Origin of the sequence: Streptomyces sp. NPDC002680 (assembly GCF_042889145.1) — a bacterium.
Taxonomy (GTDB): domain Bacteria; phylum Actinomycetota; class Actinomycetes; order Streptomycetales; family Streptomycetaceae; genus Streptomyces; species Streptomyces adonidis.
In genome coordinates this window covers 83,179-99,583 of record NZ_JBIAQP010000025.1, presented here as the reverse complement: position 1 = coordinate 99,583, position 16,405 = coordinate 83,179, and the positions used below count along the sequence as shown (strand labels likewise).

General features: G+C 69.9%; 13 protein-coding genes and 1 tRNA gene. 4 read left to right on the top strand and 10 right to left on the bottom strand.

Annotated elements, in window-relative coordinates; all coding sequences use genetic code 11:
- Positions 1–109: 109 nt before the first annotated feature.
- Positions 110–1,777 (top strand): hypothetical protein, encoded by a 1,668-nt coding sequence (locus ACFYXF_RS45850; protein ID WP_389359181.1) that lies wholly within the window; start codon positions 110–112, stop codon positions 1,775–1,777.
- A gap of 36 nt (positions 1,778–1,813) precedes the next feature.
- Here the strand turns inward: ACFYXF_RS45850 and ACFYXF_RS45845 are convergent, their stop codons facing one another.
- Positions 1,814–2,386: an HIT domain-containing protein gene (locus tag ACFYXF_RS45845; RefSeq protein WP_369037458.1), complete on the bottom strand. Its 573-nt coding sequence runs from the start codon at positions 2,384–2,386 to the stop codon at positions 1,814–1,816.
- 67 nt (positions 2,387–2,453) lie between these two features.
- Between ACFYXF_RS45845 and ACFYXF_RS45840 the strand changes: the two genes are divergently transcribed.
- Positions 2,454–3,110, top strand: coding sequence for a potassium channel family protein (locus ACFYXF_RS45840; RefSeq protein ID WP_389359178.1), 657 nt, complete (start codon positions 2,454–2,456; stop codon positions 3,108–3,110).
- Positions 3,111–3,139: 29 nt separating this feature from the next.
- Here the strand turns inward: ACFYXF_RS45840 and thrS are convergent, their stop codons facing one another.
- The 3 genes from thrS to ACFYXF_RS45825 all read right to left on the bottom strand — a co-directional run bounded on the left by thrS (position 3,140) and on the right by ACFYXF_RS45825 (position 7,023).
- Positions 3,140–5,116 carry a threonine--tRNA ligase gene (thrS, locus tag ACFYXF_RS45835; protein WP_389359176.1) on the bottom strand — a complete coding sequence of 659 codons (1,977 nt, stop codon included), beginning with the start codon at positions 5,114–5,116 and terminating at the stop codon, positions 3,140–3,142.
- A 120-nt stretch (positions 5,117–5,236) separates the two neighbouring features.
- Positions 5,237–6,460: a hypothetical protein gene (locus tag ACFYXF_RS45830; RefSeq protein WP_389359174.1), complete on the bottom strand. Its 1,224-nt coding sequence runs from the start codon at positions 6,458–6,460 to the stop codon at positions 5,237–5,239.
- Positions 6,457–7,023: a DUF4365 domain-containing protein gene (locus ACFYXF_RS45825; RefSeq protein WP_389359172.1), complete on the bottom strand. Its 567-nt coding sequence runs from the start codon at positions 7,021–7,023 to the stop codon at positions 6,457–6,459. Before ACFYXF_RS45825 ends, ACFYXF_RS45830 begins: the two co-directional genes overlap by 4 nt.
- Before the next feature lie 167 nt (positions 7,024–7,190).
- On the opposite strand from ACFYXF_RS45825, the gene ACFYXF_RS45820 reads away from it, so the two are divergent.
- Positions 7,191–7,916, top strand: a complete 726-nt coding sequence (locus ACFYXF_RS45820) for a 3'-5' exonuclease (protein WP_389359170.1) — start codon at positions 7,191–7,193, stop codon at positions 7,914–7,916.
- Positions 7,917–7,968: 52 nt separating this feature from the next.
- Here the strand turns inward: ACFYXF_RS45820 and ACFYXF_RS45815 are convergent.
- Together ACFYXF_RS45815 and ACFYXF_RS45810 are read right to left on the bottom strand one after the other, a co-directional pair.
- A tRNA-Val gene (locus ACFYXF_RS45815) sits at positions 7,969–8,040 on the bottom strand.
- A 53-nt stretch (positions 8,041–8,093) separates the two neighbouring features.
- Positions 8,094–8,540: an SRPBCC family protein gene (locus tag ACFYXF_RS45810; protein ID WP_389359168.1), complete on the bottom strand. Its 447-nt coding sequence runs from the start codon at positions 8,538–8,540 to the stop codon at positions 8,094–8,096.
- Positions 8,541–8,606: 66 nt separating this feature from the next.
- On the opposite strand from ACFYXF_RS45810, the gene ACFYXF_RS45805 reads away from it, so the two are divergent.
- Positions 8,607–11,009 carry an SCO7613 C-terminal domain-containing membrane protein gene (locus ACFYXF_RS45805; protein ID WP_389359166.1) on the top strand — a complete coding sequence of 801 codons (2,403 nt, stop codon included), beginning with the start codon at positions 8,607–8,609 and terminating at the stop codon, positions 11,007–11,009.
- Positions 11,010–11,075: 66 nt separating this feature from the next.
- Here the strand turns inward: ACFYXF_RS45805 and ACFYXF_RS45800 are convergent, their stop codons facing one another.
- From ACFYXF_RS45800 to ACFYXF_RS45785, 4 genes are all read right to left on the bottom strand, one after another.
- On the bottom strand, positions 11,076–13,814 hold the full coding sequence (locus tag ACFYXF_RS45800) for a Tat pathway signal sequence domain protein (RefSeq protein ID WP_389359164.1): 2,739 nt from the start codon (positions 13,812–13,814) through the stop codon (positions 11,076–11,078).
- A gap of 122 nt (positions 13,815–13,936) precedes the next feature.
- Complete coding sequence (locus ACFYXF_RS45795) at positions 13,937–14,536, bottom strand: hypothetical protein (RefSeq protein ID WP_389359162.1); 600 nt, start codon at positions 14,534–14,536, stop codon at positions 13,937–13,939.
- A 42-nt stretch (positions 14,537–14,578) separates the two neighbouring features.
- Positions 14,579–15,451 (bottom strand): carbohydrate ABC transporter permease, encoded by an 873-nt coding sequence (locus ACFYXF_RS45790; RefSeq protein WP_389359160.1) that lies wholly within the window; start codon positions 15,449–15,451, stop codon positions 14,579–14,581.
- Entirely contained in the window at positions 15,448–16,404 is a 957-nt protein-coding gene (locus tag ACFYXF_RS45785; protein ID WP_389359158.1) for a carbohydrate ABC transporter permease, read from the bottom strand. Before ACFYXF_RS45785 ends, ACFYXF_RS45790 begins: the two co-directional genes overlap by 4 nt.
- Position 16,405 lies beyond the last annotated feature (1 nt).

The following is a 16,405-nucleotide window of genomic DNA, read 5'->3' as shown; positions in this document are numbered from 1 at the left end:
CCTGATCAAGTTGTGACTCCAACAACGTGATGACCTGTTCAACAGGTGTGCGGAGCAAGGAAGTCGGGAAAGGCCGCAGAAGCGGGTACGGCGGCGAGGGGGCGGCAGAGTGGCGGACGACGGTTTCGATTTCAGCCCAGGGGCACAGGTGCCCCTGTCGGGCTCCGCGGGCCAGACGGCGGCGACCTTCGCGCTGGCCTCGGCGGCCTACCGGGAGGACGACGAGGTCACGAAGATCCTCGAAGCCGACAACGAGTGGCACCAGTCCACGGTCAAGCCGCCCCGGGGCGCCTGGGCCAAGATCTTCCGGCCCAAGCTCGGTGAGGCGTTCTCCCGCGCGGTGATCGACCGCATGCTGGGCGCCGGCCGCAAGCCGCTCATCCAGTCCTTCGGCACCGAACCGCAGGTCATCGTCGAGCACGCCCTCGCGGCCCACCGCATCCGGCGCGACCGCGACAACTGGCTCTCCGCGGTGATGGTGCTGTGCGGTGTGCTCTTCCTGCCCGGACTCCTGCTGTGGCTGGCGGTCTTCGCCGGCCGGGCGAACATCGCCAAGCGCGCGGACAAGCGGGCCTCCGCCCTCGCCACCACCCTCCTCGTCGCCGTCGGCGCCTTCGCCGTGATCTTCCTGATCAAGATGCCGTTCACCGGCTTCTGGGCCTGGTACGCACGCGCGTGCGTCGTCCTCCCGGTCGTCGGCTGGCTCTGGGCCAAGCAGATCTGCGAGCGCACCGCGAAGGACCTGCGCGAACGCTGGGGCGCCCTGCTCTCCGGCGGCGGCGTCGGCGCCAAGATCCCCGAGGCCGTCCCCGGCAGCCCCGGCGAGACCGCCGCCGAACACCTCCGCAAGGAACTGGCCAGGCTCAGCGCCGAACAGCAGTCCAACTCCGTCTTCTACGCCGGCCACAAGGGCATACTCGGCATGGGCACCCGATGGGGCACCTGGCAGCTGGCCGAGAACCTGGTCCCCCGCGACGCGGCCAAGGAGATCCACCCCTTCCGCAGCTGGGACGTCATACGCGCGATCCACGACCAGCTGCGCATGCTGGAACGCGGCCCTCTCAACACCGGCGGCTTCCCGAAGCCGACCCTGAAGCACTGGATCGTCTCGCCCGTCGGCGCGGGCGCCAAGGAGGTCTCCCGGCCCAGCGGCACGGACGTCGACGCCTACATGATCAAGAACCACGCGATACAGGACATCTGCAACAAGCAGCAGTTCGGCGACGGCCAGCGCCACTACCTCGGGGTCCAGTGGACGCTGTGGAGCGGGCAGTTGGTCATCACGATGCTCATCACGGTGACCGTGCTGCACGAGACCCTGCGCATCGAGCTGACCGGACACGCGCTCGGTCCGGTGCACTCCCTCTTCCTCAGCAAGCCCGGGGCCAAGGAGAAGGAAGTACAGAAGTCGGTACGGTTCTGGGAGACCCGGAAGGTGAAACTGCCGCTGGTCGACGCGGACGAGGTCGTACGGCTCGCCGCGCGCGCACCCCTCACCTGGTACCCGCCGCTGCTGAACTGGCTGGGCGGCTCACTGGGCCTGCCTGAACCCTTCGGCCTGCGGCACTCCTGGGCGGAGCAGCCGTGGCCGCACCGCTTCATGGCCGACGACGTCCTGCGGACGGCGACACCGGTGCTGCGGGTCGTCCACTCGGCGGCGATCAAGGTCCTGGAGGAGAACGGCGTGGACACCGAGAAGTTCGGCAACCGCTCGTCGTTCCTCAGCGGGCTGGTGCAGGACCCGACGCCCCGAAAGGCCGACGCCTACGACGCGTGATGTCCGGGGGCTCAGCCCCCGGACCCCCGTCGGTTCTCAGACACCGGAGGAACCGGCGGGCCACGCCTCCGCCAGCATCTTGCGCGTGTCCCCCAGCAACTGCGGCAGCACCTTCGTGTGACCCACCACCGGCATGAAGTTCGTGTCGCCGCCCCAGCGCGGAACGATGTGCTGGTGCAGATGGGCCGCGATGCCCGCACCCGCCACCGTGCCCTGGTTCATCCCGATGTTGAAGCCATGCGCACCGGACGCCGTCCGCAGGGCCGTCATCGCCTGCTTGGTCAGCTCGGCCAGCTCGGCGGTCTCGGAATCCGTCAGATCCGTGTAGTCGGCGACATGCCGGTACGGCACCACCATCAGATGCCCGCCCGTGTACGGATACAGATTCAGCACGGCGTAGACCTGCTCGCCACGCTGAAGGATGAGGCCGTCCTCGTCGGACTTGGCCGGGATCGAGCAGAAAGGACAGCCGTCGTCGGCACCGGGGCCGGTCGGTTTGTTCTCGCCCTGGATATATGCCATCCGGTGAGGCGTCCACAGGCGCTGAAACGCGTCCTGCGTCCCGACTCCGATCTGCTGCTCCGGCTCACTCGTCATGCCATGCAGCATATTGCTTCGCCCGTTCGCAGCGTGTCGCCGGGGTTGCGGCGAGTGCGTCCCGGGTCAAGCTGGGCCGATGGACGACGACAGTCTCGAGACCAGGTGGGAGCAGCGCACGGAGGTCCCTCTCTTCGTGGCGTCGTTGGTCTACCTCGCCGCATACGCGGTCCGCGTCCTCGCGCACGGACTGCCGGGCGGGCTGCGGGACCTCTGCCTCGCCGCGCTGTTCGGCGCCTGGGCGCTGTTCGCCGTCGACTACGCCGTGCGCTGGCGGCTGAGCGGGCAGCGGCTGCGGTTCGTACGGACGCACTGGCTGGACACCCTGGTGCTGGTGCTGCCGCTGCTGAGGCCGCTGCGCATCGTCCGGGTGTACGAGGCCGTGCAGCGGCGGCACGGCCAGCCACGACTCGCGCTGCACGCGCGCGTGATCGTGTACGCCGGGCTGTCCACCGTACTGCTCGGCTTCGCGGGCTCCCTGGCCGTCTACCAGCAGGAGCACACGGCCCCGGACGCGACGATGCGTACCTTCGGGGACGCCGTGTGGTGGGCCTGCGCGACCTTCTCGACCGTCGGCTATGGCGACATCGTCCCCGTGACTCCGCTGGGACGGCTGATCGCGGTCGGGATGATGGCGATCGGGCTGGCGTTGCTCGGCGCGGTGACGGGAACGTTCGCCTCCTGGCTGCTCCAGGTGTTCGGGCGGGAGGACGACGAGAGGCCCCCGGAGAGCTGAGCTCTCCGGGGGCCTCCATGGAGACAGGGTCAGACCTGTACCCGGTCCACCACGACCTGCTCGATCTTCGCGATGGCCTCGTCGAAGGCGATGCCGTTCTCCTGCGAGCCGTCCCGGTACCGGAAGGACACCGTGCCCGCGTTCATGTCCTCGTCGCCGACGATGACCATGAAGGGCACCTTCTGCTTCTGGGCGTTGCGGATCTTCTTCTGCATACGGTCGGACGACGAGTCGACCTCGACGCGCAGGCCCTTCTTCTTGGCCTCGGCCGCGAACTTCTGCAGGTACTCGACATGCCCGTCGCCGATCGGGATGCCGACCGCCTGAACGGGCGCCAGCCACGCCGGGAACGCCCCCGCGTAGTGCTCAAGAAGCACCGCGAAGAACCGCTCGATGGAGCCGAACAGGGCCCGGTGGATCATGACCGGCCGCTGCTTCGAGCCATCCGGACCCGTGTACTCCAGGTCGAACCGCTCGGGCAGGTTGAAGTCGAGCTGCACGGTCGACATCTGCCAGGTCCGGCCAATGGCGTCCTTGGTCTGGACGGAGATCTTCGGACCGTAGAACGCGGCACCACCCGGGTCCGGAACCAGCGGAAGCCCCTGCTTCTCGGCCACCTGCCGCAGCGTCTCCGTGGCCTCTTCCCAGACCTCGTCCGAGCCGACGAACTTCTCCGGATCCTTGGTGGACAGCTCCAGGTAGAAGTCGGTCAGGCCGTAGTCCCGCAGCAGGCCGAGGACGAAGGTGAGCGTCTTGTCGAGCTCCTCCGCCATCTGCTCCTTGGTGCAGTAGATGTGCGCGTCGTCCTGCGTGAAGCCACGCGCACGCGTAAGACCGTGCACGACGCCCGACTTCTCGTACCGGTACACGGTCCCGAACTCGAAGAGGCGCAACGGCAGTTCACGGTACGAACGGCCACGCGCGTCGAAGATCAGGTTGTGCATCGGGCAGTTCATGGGCTTGAGGTAGTAGTCCACGCCCTCGTCGAGCTGCATGGGCGGGTACATGCCGTCGGCGTACCAGTCCAGGTGGCCCGAGGTCTCGAAGAGCTTCCCCTTCGTGGCGTGCGGGGTGTAGACGAACTCGTACCCCTCCTCCTCGTGCCGACGGCGCGAGTAGTCCTCCATCACGCGGCGGATGATGCCGCCCTTGGGGTGGAAGACGGCGAGGCCGGAGCCGATCTGGTCCGGGATGGAGAACAGGTCCAGCTCGCTGCCGAGCTTGCGGTGGTCGCGCTTCTCGGCCTCGATGAGGAAGTCGAGGTGGGCCTTCAGCTCCTCCTTGGAGGGCCAGGCGGTGCCGTAGATGCGCTGGAGCATCGGGTTCTTCTCGCTGCCCCGCCAGTACGCGGCGGCGTTGCGCATCAGCTTGAACGCCGGGATGTTCCGGGTGGTGGGCAGGTGGGGACCGCGACAGAGGTCCTTCCAGCACAGGTCACCGGTCTTGGCGTCGAGGTTGTCGTAGATCGTCAGCTCGCCGGAGCCGACCTCGACGTTCGCGCCGTCGTCGGTCGAGGCGGAGCCCTTGATGCCGATCAGCTCCAGCTTGTACGGCTCCGACGCCAGCTCCTCGCGGGCCGCCTCGTCGGTCACCACACGGCGGGAGAAGCGCTGGCCGCGCTTCTGGATCTCCTGCATCTTCTTCTCGATGGCCTTGAGATCCTCGGGCGTGAACGGCTTCTCGACGTCGAAGTCGTAGTAGAAGCCGTCCTTGACCGGCGGGCCGATGCCGAGCTTGGCCTCGGGGAACAGCTCCTGCACGGCCTGGGCCATGACGTGGGCGGTGGAGTGGCGGAGGATGTTGAGGCCGTCCTCGGAGGAGATCTCGACGGGCTCGACCTCCTCGCCGTCCGCCACCGCGTACGCGAGGTCCTTGAGTTCCCCGCCCACGCGCGCGGCGACGATCGTACGTTCGCCGGCGAAGAGGTCGGCGGCCGTAGTCCCCGTCGTCACCACGCGCTCTTCCCGCTCGGAATCGCGTTGGATGATCACACGGACGTCTGACACCGGTCTCTCCTGACTGAAGGTGGGTGCGGCGCGATACGGGAGCGCGCGCAAGTAGGGATCGTACCGACCCGGGCGCACCCACCGCGAAACAGATAACCGAAGCCCTCGCCCGCGACCCCCTCAGTCGTCCCCGCTGCACGCCTCCTCGAAGAAGTCGAGGTTCTCCTGGAGGGACTTCATCAGCCGGTCCCGCTCCGCGTCGTCGACCTGGACGGGTACGACCTCGGAGGCCTGGGTCAGCCTGCGGAAGCCGCCCCGGCTCTCCAGGCGGCCGTGCACGCGCACCGGCAGCCCGACGAGGTGCGCCTGCCCGGCGATCCGGTACGCCTCCTCGTCCAGCGTCATCCGGACGTGCGGGATCTCGGCGCCGGCCAGCACGCGCAGCCGTACGGCGCCTTCGCCGCGCGGCCCCGACCGGCGCATCCGTACCACCGTGCCGGTGATCCGGACCGGCACCGACGGTTCCTCGCGCAGGTACCGGGTGCCGGCCGCGCGCAGGACGGGCAGGTCGCCGGGCGAGAACTCGACGGGTTCGGTGGTGGCCGAGCAGCCCTCGGGGACCTCGGCGCCGGGTGCCCACTCGACGACGACCCGGGCGCCCTCCGTACCGCGCACGAGGGCGACGAGGGCCTCCGTCAGCTCGTGGCTGACGCCTGCCTCGACGGCACCGTCGAAGGCGTCCATGCCGCCGGTGGCCCGGTGGTAGTCGATGGCCTCGCGGGCCGCGTACAGGGCCTGGTGGAGGCGTACGGCGAGGGGGCGGCCGGTGCCGACGGGGACGAAGGCGGTGAGGCTGCGCCCTCCGGGGGCGGCGCCGACGAGGACGTGTTCGAGGAGCGCGGCGGCGGTCCGGCGGTGGCGGGCGCCGTAGTAGCCGGCACGCGCGCGCGTGGCGAGTGCTCCGGCGAGCATCATGCGGCGGGCGGCCGAGCGCAGTTGTTCCTCGACGGGCCAGGAGGCGACGCCTGCGGGGCCGGTCGGGACGTCCCGCCACCAGCGGATCTCGTCGCTGGGCACGGCGAGGCCGACGAGCACTTCGCGGGCGGCGGGCGATCCGCTGCGGGCGAGGGCGACGAGGGCCTCGCCGAGGAGGTCGTCGCTGTCGGGGTAGGCCCGGCTCTCGGGCACGAGGAGGCTCGTGCCGCTGCCGCCGGGCCCGGGTGGGGTCCAGCGGCCGTACCGTCCGACGGCTCCCCCGCGGCGTTGCCAGCCGTGCCGGCGCAGGAGGGCGCCGAGGACGGCGGGGTCGACCTGTTCGGGCGGGGGCGGGTCGTCGTGCCAGGGGGTGTCGACGGGGTGCGGCCGGACGGGCCGCAGGGGCTCCTCGGTGGGGCGGTGCGTCACGGTCTGCCTCCCGTCCCGACCCGCGTCATGATCTCGCAGAGCGCGCGGTCGTCGAAGATGCGTGAGGTCGGTATCCGCACGGTGGTCCGGTGCCGGCCGGTTATTCGCTGCCCTGCGAGGTTGACCCAGTAGCAGCAGTGGCGCAGGTCGAGGCGGTCGTGGCTGGCTCTCAGCCAGTCGTCCTGCGCGCGCGGTACGAGCATCACGACCAGGATCTTGTGCACGGAGACCGGGGTGCGGGCGAGCTTCGCCAGGTGGGCGTTGTCGAGCGTGAAGGAGAAGTAGGGGCCCGGCGGGTTCGGTGCGACCTGGTACGTGGCCTTCAGCTGGACCTTGATGGTGACCTCGTCGTCGACCGTGTGCCCGGGTGAGCCGTGGCTGACGTGCCAGTCGATGCCGTTGTCGGGGAACGGCTGGGACAGCGAGCAGCCGGCCGCCGCCGCGACCGCGTGCAGATAGCCCACCTGCAGTGTCTCCATGCAGGCGGTGGTGGCGAGGGTGCCTCGATGGGGTGCCGTGCGCTCGGGCAGCAGCCCGCCCCGTTCGGGCTGCGCTATCGCCATGACCAAGTGCCTTCCAAACCGGGTGAATTCCATGACAGGCCGCTGAAGTGCGTAAACCTGTACCTCTGTTGTCTCCTTCCGGCGTACGGCGCAAACAGCCCGGGTATCACCAAACAGGCAGAAGACGGTACGTCAGCTGCCGTGGGTGAACGAGGAGTTGCATAGGTATGACGTGCTGGTACGAGGGCCCCTTGGCCGCGTTCGACACGGAGACCACGGGTGTGGACGTCGAGACCGACCGGATCGTGTCGGCTTCCGTCGTGGTCCAGGAAAGTCCGGCCATCCGACCGCGGATCAGCCGCTGGCTGATCAACCCGGGTGTGCCGGTGCCCGCTTCGGCGACGGCGGTGCATGGGCTGACGGACGAACATCTGCAGCGCAACGGCCGCTGGCCGTCCCCCGTGATGGAGGAGATAGCCCGGGCGCTGGCCGAGCAGGCGGCGGCCGGCCGGCCGCTGGTCATCATGAACGCGCCCTTCGATCTGACCATGCTGGACCGGGAGTTGCGCCGCCATCGCGCCTCGTCGCTCGACCACTGGTTCGAGTCGGCCCCGCTGGTGGTGCTGGACCCCCGGGTCCTGGACAAACACCTGGACCGCTACCGCAAGGGCCGCCGCACCCTGACGGACCTGTGCGCGCACTACGGCGTCACGCTGGAGGGCGCCCATGACGCGGCGGCGGACGCGATGGCCTCGCTGGAGGTCGTACGGGCGGTGGGGCGCCGTTTCGCGACCCGGCTGGAGCGCCTGTCCCCCGCCGAACTGCACACGCTCCAGGCGGTGTGGCACGCGGCGCAGGCGCGGGGCCTGCAGGCGTGGTTCGCGAAGAGCGGTTCGCCGGAGGCGGTGGATCCGGCGTGGCCGCTGCGTCCGGAGATGCCTGCGGCGGCATGACCGTACACACAAAAAAGGCCGGTCCATCAACGACGGACCGGCCTCTTCCCGGTGGGCGATACTGGGTTCGAACCAGTGACCTCTTCGGTGTGAACGAAGCGCTCTCCCACTGAGCTAATCGCCCGGGAACGGACTGAACAATACAGGTCCGGACGGGCTTGGTTCAAACCGCTTGGGTCAGGCCGCCCGGAGGTGGGCGGCCAGTCCGCGCCGACCCGCGCGCATCATCAGGGCGTGGTTCGCGCGGAAGAGAGGCCGTCCCGGTACAGCGAGGAGGCGCATCAGCGGCTTGGTGACGTCGACTTCCTGGTCGTAGCGGGCGAGGGTGCCGGAGCCAGCCGTGGTGAGTGTCCAGCGGGCCCAGCCGTCGAGGTCGCCGGTCATGGCGATCTCCAGGATTCCGGCGGCCGGGTCGCGGCGTACCTCGCGGGCGGTGAAAGTCAGGTCGTACGGCAGCAGGGAGCGGATGCGGATGATTCCGCTGGTGTCGTCGATGCGGTCGACCTCGCGTACCTGTGGCCACCAGCGGGGGTAGTCCTCGGCCTGCGCCAGGGCGTCGTACACCGTGGCGAGTGGCGCGGTGAGGGTCCAGCGGGTGTGGAAGCGGTAATGGCTCCAGTCCATGGGGCGAGTGTGCCCGCCCCACGGCCCGTCGGGCGGGATCTGAGTACGTTCTGAGTACGCACGCTCATGCCGTACGACGTGACCCAGCCCACACTTCAGGGCATGACGAACATCCCGCCCCCGGCCGAGGAGTTGCGGCTCCTCGACTCGGAGCTGTGGCAACTCGACGCCCGCCGGGCCCAGTTGCTGGCCCGCCGGGCCTGGCTGGTCGCCGCGCTCCAGCCGCCGAGGCCGGCCCCGGCCCCGGCCGCCGCCGCCCGGCCCCGCCCGGAGACCGGCGCGTCCGGCGTGCAGAATCTTCTCCTGCTGCTCGGCGGTGTGCTGCTCACCATCGCGGCGGCGGTGTTCACGCTGGTCAGCTGGGGGCACCTGGGGATCGCCGGGCGGGCCCTGGTGCTCGGCGCGGTCACCTTGGCCACGCTCGGCGCGCCCGTGTTCCTGCTGAAGCGCGGGCTGCGTTCGACGGCCGAGTCGGTGGCGGGCCTGGGTCTTGCCCTGACGGTGCTGGACGCGTACGCGTTGTGGCAGGTCGCCTTCACCGGGACGGGCGGCGCCGGATACACGGCGGTCGCGTCGGCGCTGCTGGCGGCGCTCTGGACGGCGTACGGCCTGCTGCCGCGTACGACTGAGCTGCGGCTGCCCGTGCCCTGCGCGCTGGTCGCGGCCCAACTCCCGCTGTTCTTCTGGGCGATGGAGTCGGACGCGAGCTCGTACGTCGTCACGGCCGCACTCCTGGCGACGGCCGCGTTCGACACGGCTGTGACGCTCCGGGTGACCGCAAAGTCCGTACGCTTCGTCGGCGCGGTCGGCGCGTACGGTCTGGGCTCCTCGGGCGTACTGACGGCCGGCTGGCTGTCCTGGACGGCCTCCGGTCCGGGCGCCGCCGCCCGTGCGGCGGCGCTTCTCCTCCTTGCCACGGCGATCGCGCTGGTCGCCGCGTGGCAGGGGGCTGGCGAGAAGCACGCCTTCGGCCTGGCGATCGCCTCCGGGCTGCTCACGGTCGCCGCACTCGGCGGTCTGGCGCGCTCGGTACTGCCGGAACTGTGGACGGTTCCGGCCCATCTGGCTTGCGGAGTGGCTCTGCTGGCGGCGGTCAGGGTCAGTCGGCTGCCGGACGCGGTGCGACGCGGGACGGTTTGGGCCTCGGGAGCCGTACAGGCGCTGGCCGTGCTGTGGGCGCTGCCCGTCGTGGGTCTGGTGCTGCTGGCACCGGTCGGCTGGATCTCGCGGGCGTGGACCGCCGCGCCGCCGGACTCCCGTGCCGCGCTGACGGTCGACGCGCCCTGGCCCCCGCACGCGGCGGCGGTTCCGGGCGTCCTGGCGGCCGTGGGAGCCGTGCTCGTCCTGGTGGTACGGGGCGAGGTCTGGCGCCCCAGGGCTCTGGCCGGCGCGCTGGGCCTGGCCTGGGGCACGGCCCTCGTGCTTCCGGCGGTGCTCGAACTCCCCTACTCCGTCGGCCTGTTGATCCAGGGGTCCACGACGGTCGCGGTCGTCGCGGCAGCGGCGTTCCTACGGGAGACCGCGCCCCGGTTCACAGCGCTCGCGCTCGCTCTGGTCACGTCCCTGAGTCTCGCGTTCCTCTCCCTCGCCACCCAGGCGGCGACCCTCACCGTGCTCGCCGCCCTGGTCGCGCTGTTCGCATCGGCCTCGTGGCAGTCCCGGCTCGCGCCCTTCACTGCTCCGGCCGCGCTCGCGTACGCCGCTGCGCTGGCCTGTGCGGTCGGCGCGGCCCTGGGCTGGCAGCCCGCGTACAGCGCCCTGCTCGTCCTGGCGGTGCCCGTGGCCGCGGCCCTGCTCGCGCCACGAGCGGGTTCCCCGGCCACCGTGCCCGTCGAGGTGACCGGAGCGGCCGCGGCTGTGCTCGCGATCGGACTCGCGGTCACGGACCTGCCCCTGCTCGCCCTGGTCCTCGCGCTGTGCGGAGTGATCACCGCGGGCACGGCGATCCGCCCGGACCGCCACTCCGTCGGCTACGCGGCCGCGGTGCTGTTCGTCCTGGCCACCTGGGTCCGCCTCGCCGCCTGGGACGTCGGGACGCCCGAGGCGTACACCGTCCCGGTGACCGTCCCGGCGCTGCTCGTCGGCCACCTGCGCAGACGCCGCGATCCTCGGACCTCGTCCTGGACGGCGTACGGCCCCGGGCTCGCCGCCACCCTCCTGCCGAGCCTCGTCGCGGCCTGGGGCGACGCCCACTGGACACGCCCCCTGCTGCTGGGCATGGCAGCGCTGTCGATCACGCTGCTGGGCGGCGGGCACAGCCTCCAGGCACCGCTCGTCCTGGGCGGAACGGTCCTGACCCTGGACGCGCTGCACGAACTCGCCCCCTACCTGATCCAGGCGGCGGACGCCCTCCCCCGCTGGGTGCCGCCCGCCCTGGCCGGCCTGCTCCTCCTGGCCCTGGGAGCGACGTACGAACAACGCCTCAGGGACGCCCGAAAAATGCGGGATTTCTTGGGCAACCTCCACTGACCCCACATAGGGGCGCGGGGAACTGCGCGACCAGCCACAACGGACCCGCAGCTCCCCACGAACCTGCTACGGCATCCTGTCCCCGAGCAGCGCCAGGTTCTCGATAGCGGCAAGCCCGTACAACGCGGTGTCATTCGTGGACACCCAGGCGGCCTCCCTGCCCGGCACAAGCGTCACCGGACCGCTCAACTCCTCCGTCTTCCAAGGCGCCGACTCCTTGTACCCGTCGGAGTTGTAGAACTTCTCCCACGCGCGAGCGGCAAGCTTCGCGTCCCCCGTCCGCACAGCCGCGTACGCGTCGAGCCGCGAGTGTCCCTGGAACAACAGCAGCGTCCCGAAGTTGGAGCCGTACCGCGCCGCTTGCTCGGCCTTGGTGGCGTTGAAGTAGCGGCAGTAGTCGAAGTAGGCCTCGTTGAATGCCGGCATGTCGACGAGATCGATCAGCTCGGCGCACAACTCGTTGAGCCCGAAGACGGCGGAGAGGTGCGAGACGCCGACCACGGGCGACGCGGCGACCGCGAACTTCCCCGTGTCGAGGTCGTACAGCCCGCTGCCCTGCACGAAGCCGTTGGGCTGGGCGGCGATCGTCTCCATGGTCGAGAGCACCCGCGCCTTGGCCTTCTCCCACTTGGGGCCCTTGCGCTCCCACTCGGTGAGCCAGGCGGAGACGAGCCCGCTCCAGTCCGTGCCGAAGCCGATCGACAGGGCGTGCCGGTCGGGGGTGTAGGGCTCGGTGCGGATCTTGCGCAGCGGGTCGAGGGCGAGGAAGGTCTCGTCGCTGTCGACGTTGGCGTGCATGAGGTCGCCGACGCGTTCGTCGCCGGTGAGGAAGTAGTAGTAGCGGCGGTAGGTGGTGTTGGCGATGCGCTGCTGCTTGGCGCTGTCGGCGTAGTGCTGGACGCCGTGCCGGGTGCCGAGACCGGCCCACTGGCCGAGGTGGTAGACGTCGACTTCGCCCGTATGACGGGTCATCGCCTCGGCGAAGCGGAAGATGTCGGCGCGGCCGGAGCGGAGGTAGGCGAACCAGAGCCAGAGGTCGGGCGAGAGTTCGGAGTTGTCCCAGGCGTAGCCGCCGACGTCGTACCGCCACTGGTGTCTGGCGGTGTCGTACGAGTGCATGATGTCGCCGTAGTCCCAGAAGCCGTACCAACGGCGTTGCTCCACCTGGTCCTTGTAGTAGGTGAAGAGGAAGTCGAGGTGGTCCTCGATCTTGGCCTTGGCGGGTGTCGAGCGGTCGGGCTCGGAGTACAGCCCCGGGCCGAAGACCTGAGCCTTGATCAGTTGCCTGGGCTGGGCCGCGAGTTGGGGCAACACCCTTACGGCCTCGACCTGTTGGGCCAGTACCGCCGGTGACGGCGTCGACTCGTTGGCCCAGAAGAGGAGTTCGGAGGTGCGGGCGATGCCGTACGGGGTGCCGAAGCCGGGTTCGTAGTCCTCGTAGGTGATGTTGAGGCCTTCGAGCTGCTTGGCGTACGTGTCCTGGCCCATGCCGTCGTGGTAGAAGCGCAGGTCCATGGGCTGGGCCTCGGGCGACCAGAGCCAGAGGGTGACCTCGGCCTCGTCGGTGTGGGCGTCGCGGATGTCGAGCTGGGCGGGGTGCTTCTCCCAGAAGTCCCGTAGCCCGAAGGAGAATCCGCCGCTCGCGCCGCCGACATAGCCGAACCCGGAGGCCCGCTTGCCGCCGCCGGCGCCGATCCAGCCGTACCCCTTCTTGGTGCGCTTGCGGAGAGTGAAGCCGTCGGCGGAGAGCTGGGAGAGGGTGTAGTCGCCCCACTCGGGGATGTACTGCAACCTGGTCGTCACCCGCTGGTCCCAGGTCGACGGGTCGGGCAGCTTCTCCCCCTCGAACTGGGCCGCCTGTACGGCCGCTCCGGGGTCGCGCCGCTGTCCGGTGATGCCCTTGACCGCCTCGCGGAGCAGTCCGGTGCCGTCGCCGCCGATCCGGATGTGGCGGTCGTACGAGGCGTCCCGCATCGGCACGGTGAAGCGAACCCCGAGGCCGCGGATGAAGTCGCCGCTGGCCTTGCCGGGTTCCTGTGTGCCGTCGTACGTGATCGTGTGGACCATGCGGAAGGAGTCGGCGCCCGCGTAGAAGTACAGGCGGATCGAGAACGGGAGCCAACTGCGGCTGCCCTTGCGGTGCTTGCCGTCGATGCGGACAACTGCCCTTACGGGACCGTCCTGTTCGACCTCGACCTCGCTGATGGCGCTCTCGAAGCGCTCGAACTTGGTGGCGCCCTGGTCCTCGTCCTCGATCTCGGGCTGGCGGATGAGGACGAGCCGCCCGTTCTTCGCGATCTCGGTGGAGCCGCGTGTCACCGACTTCACCAGCGTGGAGCCGGACTTGCCGATGCGGGCGGTGATGACTCCGGTCGATATGTCGATGGTCCCGCCGCGTTTGTCGACGGTGACCTTGGCGGTGGGGGCCTCGGGGGCTCCGGCGGCGAGGGTCAGTTGCCCGGCGCCGCCCGAACTCACTGCGTGCGCGGTCCACTTGAGGGTGCCGTCGGGCCAGTAGGCGAGCGGCCAGGACTGTACGGGTACGGCCTTGCCGTCGGCGTCGGTGAGCGCGAAGGTCTGGTCCGCGTCGTAGGTGCCCTTGGGCCAGGGCACGCCGACGGTGGAGCCGGGGGCGGCACCGAGGCCGCCGTCCTCCAGCCAGTCCAGGGTCACGGGGTCGGTGGCGGCCTCGGCGGCTCTGGGTGCGGCCTGCGCGTCCTTCGCCCCCAGGGCCCAGCTGAACTGGGCGGCGGCTCCGGCGACTGCGGCGGCCTTGAGGAGGGACCTGCGAGGGATGGGAGACATGGGAGACCAGCCTTTCCTTTCCGTGCGGGTGCGGGGGCCTTGCAAGTACAGGGAGTAGTCAGGGGCATGACAGAGAGAGGTACGTCGCCCAGGGCGCCGACCTTGTACGAGGGCACCGCCCGTCAGCGGCGCCGGTACCGCTCCTCCACGGCGACGGCCGCCGCCGCGACGGCCCCGAGGACGGGAACCGCCAGCGGCGGCAGGAACCCCGCGGACAGCGCCACGACGGCCAGTCCGCAGACGACCAGGAAGGACCCGGCGGGATCGCGCACGGTCCGGCGACCGGCGTCCGCGAGCAGCGCCCACCAGGAGGCACCCGGCGTCCAGACGGCAGCCGCCCGCAGCAGGGCCACGGCAGCGCCGATCAGCGCGAAGATGCCGACGGCCCCGACGAACGGCCCGCCGGGAATCCCGGCCCGTGCCGCCAGGACGTCCACCCAGACCGCGGCGGCCGCCACCCAGCCGACGAGCCCGACGATCCACCCGCCGCGCACGGCCGCCCGGAAGTCCGCGACGAACTCCCGCCAACCACCGGCCTCGTGGGCCGTACGACGCCGTAGATGCCGTGCGCCGGCGGCGAAGGCGGCGGGGTAGGTGACGACCCCGAGCGAGGCCACGGCGATCCACACCCCGGTGAGCAGACACTCGGCGAAGACCGCGAAGCGCTCGCCGAACATGGACTCCCTGCGCCGGGAGCGGGCCTTCACACGTGCTTCCGCCATGGTGACCGACTCAGCCTTTCTGCATACGTCGGTCCGGACTGCTCACTTCAGTCCGGACGTCGCCATACCGTCGATGAGATAGCGCTGGAAGGCCATGAAGAAGGCGACGACCGGCACCAGCGCCACCAGCGACATGGCGATCATGCTGCCGTAGTTGGAGATGCCCTCCTGGTCGCGGAACATCATCAGGCCGAGCGAAACGGTGTACTTGGAGGGGGTGTTGAGGTAGATCAACGGCCCCATGAAGTCGTTCCAGGCGTTGATGAAGGTGAAGATGGCACTGGTGATGATGGCGGGGCGGCTCAGCGGCAGCACGATGGACCAGTAGGTCCTCAGGTGTCCGCAGCCGTCAAGTTTGGCGGCCTCGTCCAGCTCGCGCGGCAGCCCGCGCATGAACTGCACCATCAGGAAGACGAAGAACGCCTCCGTGGCCAGGAACTTGCCCGCGACGAGCGGCACGAGCGTGTCGATGTAGCCGAGGTTGCGGAACAGCACGTACTGCGGGATGAGCAGCACGTGGTACGGCAGCAGCAGGGTGCCGATCATCAGTGTGAACAGCAGGTTCCGCCCGGCGAAGCGGATCTTGGCGAAGGCGTACGCGGTCAGCGAGCTGGAGATCACCACACCGACGACGGCCAGGCCCGCGTACATCAGCGAGTTGGTGAAGAAGCTGGTGATGGAGATGCCCGAGATGCCGTCGGCGAGGCCGGAGAAGTTCGCCCAGACCGGCTTGGTGGGCAGCAGGTCGAGGCTGGCGATGATGTCCTTGCTCGGCTTGAACGAGGCGCCGAGCACCCAGACCACCGGGTAGAGGACGACCGCGAGCACGACAAGCGCGCCCACGTGCCAGGCGAGGGATCCGATGCGCTTCCGGTCGTTCGTGGTGGGCACAACGGGTGTGGTGGCAGTGGTCACTTGGCGGCCTCCTCGTAGTGCACCCACTTCTTCTGCGACCAGAACAGGACCGCCGTGACGAGCGCCACCGCGATCACCAGCGTCCAGGCCATCGCGGAGGCGAAGCCCATCTGGGCCTCCTTGAAGCCCTTCTGGTAGAGGTAACAGGTGTAGACGAGGGTGGCGTCGGCGGGCCCGCACCGGGTGTCGGAGACGACGTAGGCGGAGCCGAACACCTGGAACGCGTGGATGGACTCCAGCAGCACGTTGAAGAACAGCACCGGGGAGATCATCGGCAGCGTGATGTTCCAGAACCGCCGGAAGGGACCGGCTCCGTCCACCTCGGCGGCCTCGTAGAGTTCCCGCGGCACCTGCTTCAGCCCCGCCAGGAAGATGACCATCGGCGCACCGAACTGCCAGATGCTCAGCGCCACCAGGGCGTACAGGACATAGTCCGGGTTGCCGATCCAGCCGCCGACGTCGAGCCCGAAGACCTTCTGCGTACGGTCGACGACGGCGTCGTCGGAGAACAGCGCCCGCCATACGAAGCCCACGGAGACGCTGGCGCCGATGAGCGACGGCATGTAGAAGGCGGCCCGGTACAGGGCCTGTCCGCGCCGCTTCTGCGCGAGCAGCAGCGCCACGCCGAGCGCTAGGAGCAGCTTCAGCGGGGTGGCCACGACGACGTACTTCAGGGTGACCTCGACCGACTTCTGCCAGCGCGGGTCCTGGAACATCGTCGTGAAGTTGTCCAGCCCGACCCACTGGGGCGGTGTGAAGAGGTTGTAGCTGGTGAACGCGTAGTACAGCGAGGCGATCATCGGTCCTGCCGTGAGCAGCAGGAAACCCGCGATCCACGGCGACATGAAGAGATAGCCGGCGAGGTTCTCGCGGCGCCGCCCGCGCCGCCCGGGGGCGGGAGCGGCGGACCGCTTCCCGGCCGGGCGCACGGGCGCTTCCTTGACGAGCGTCATG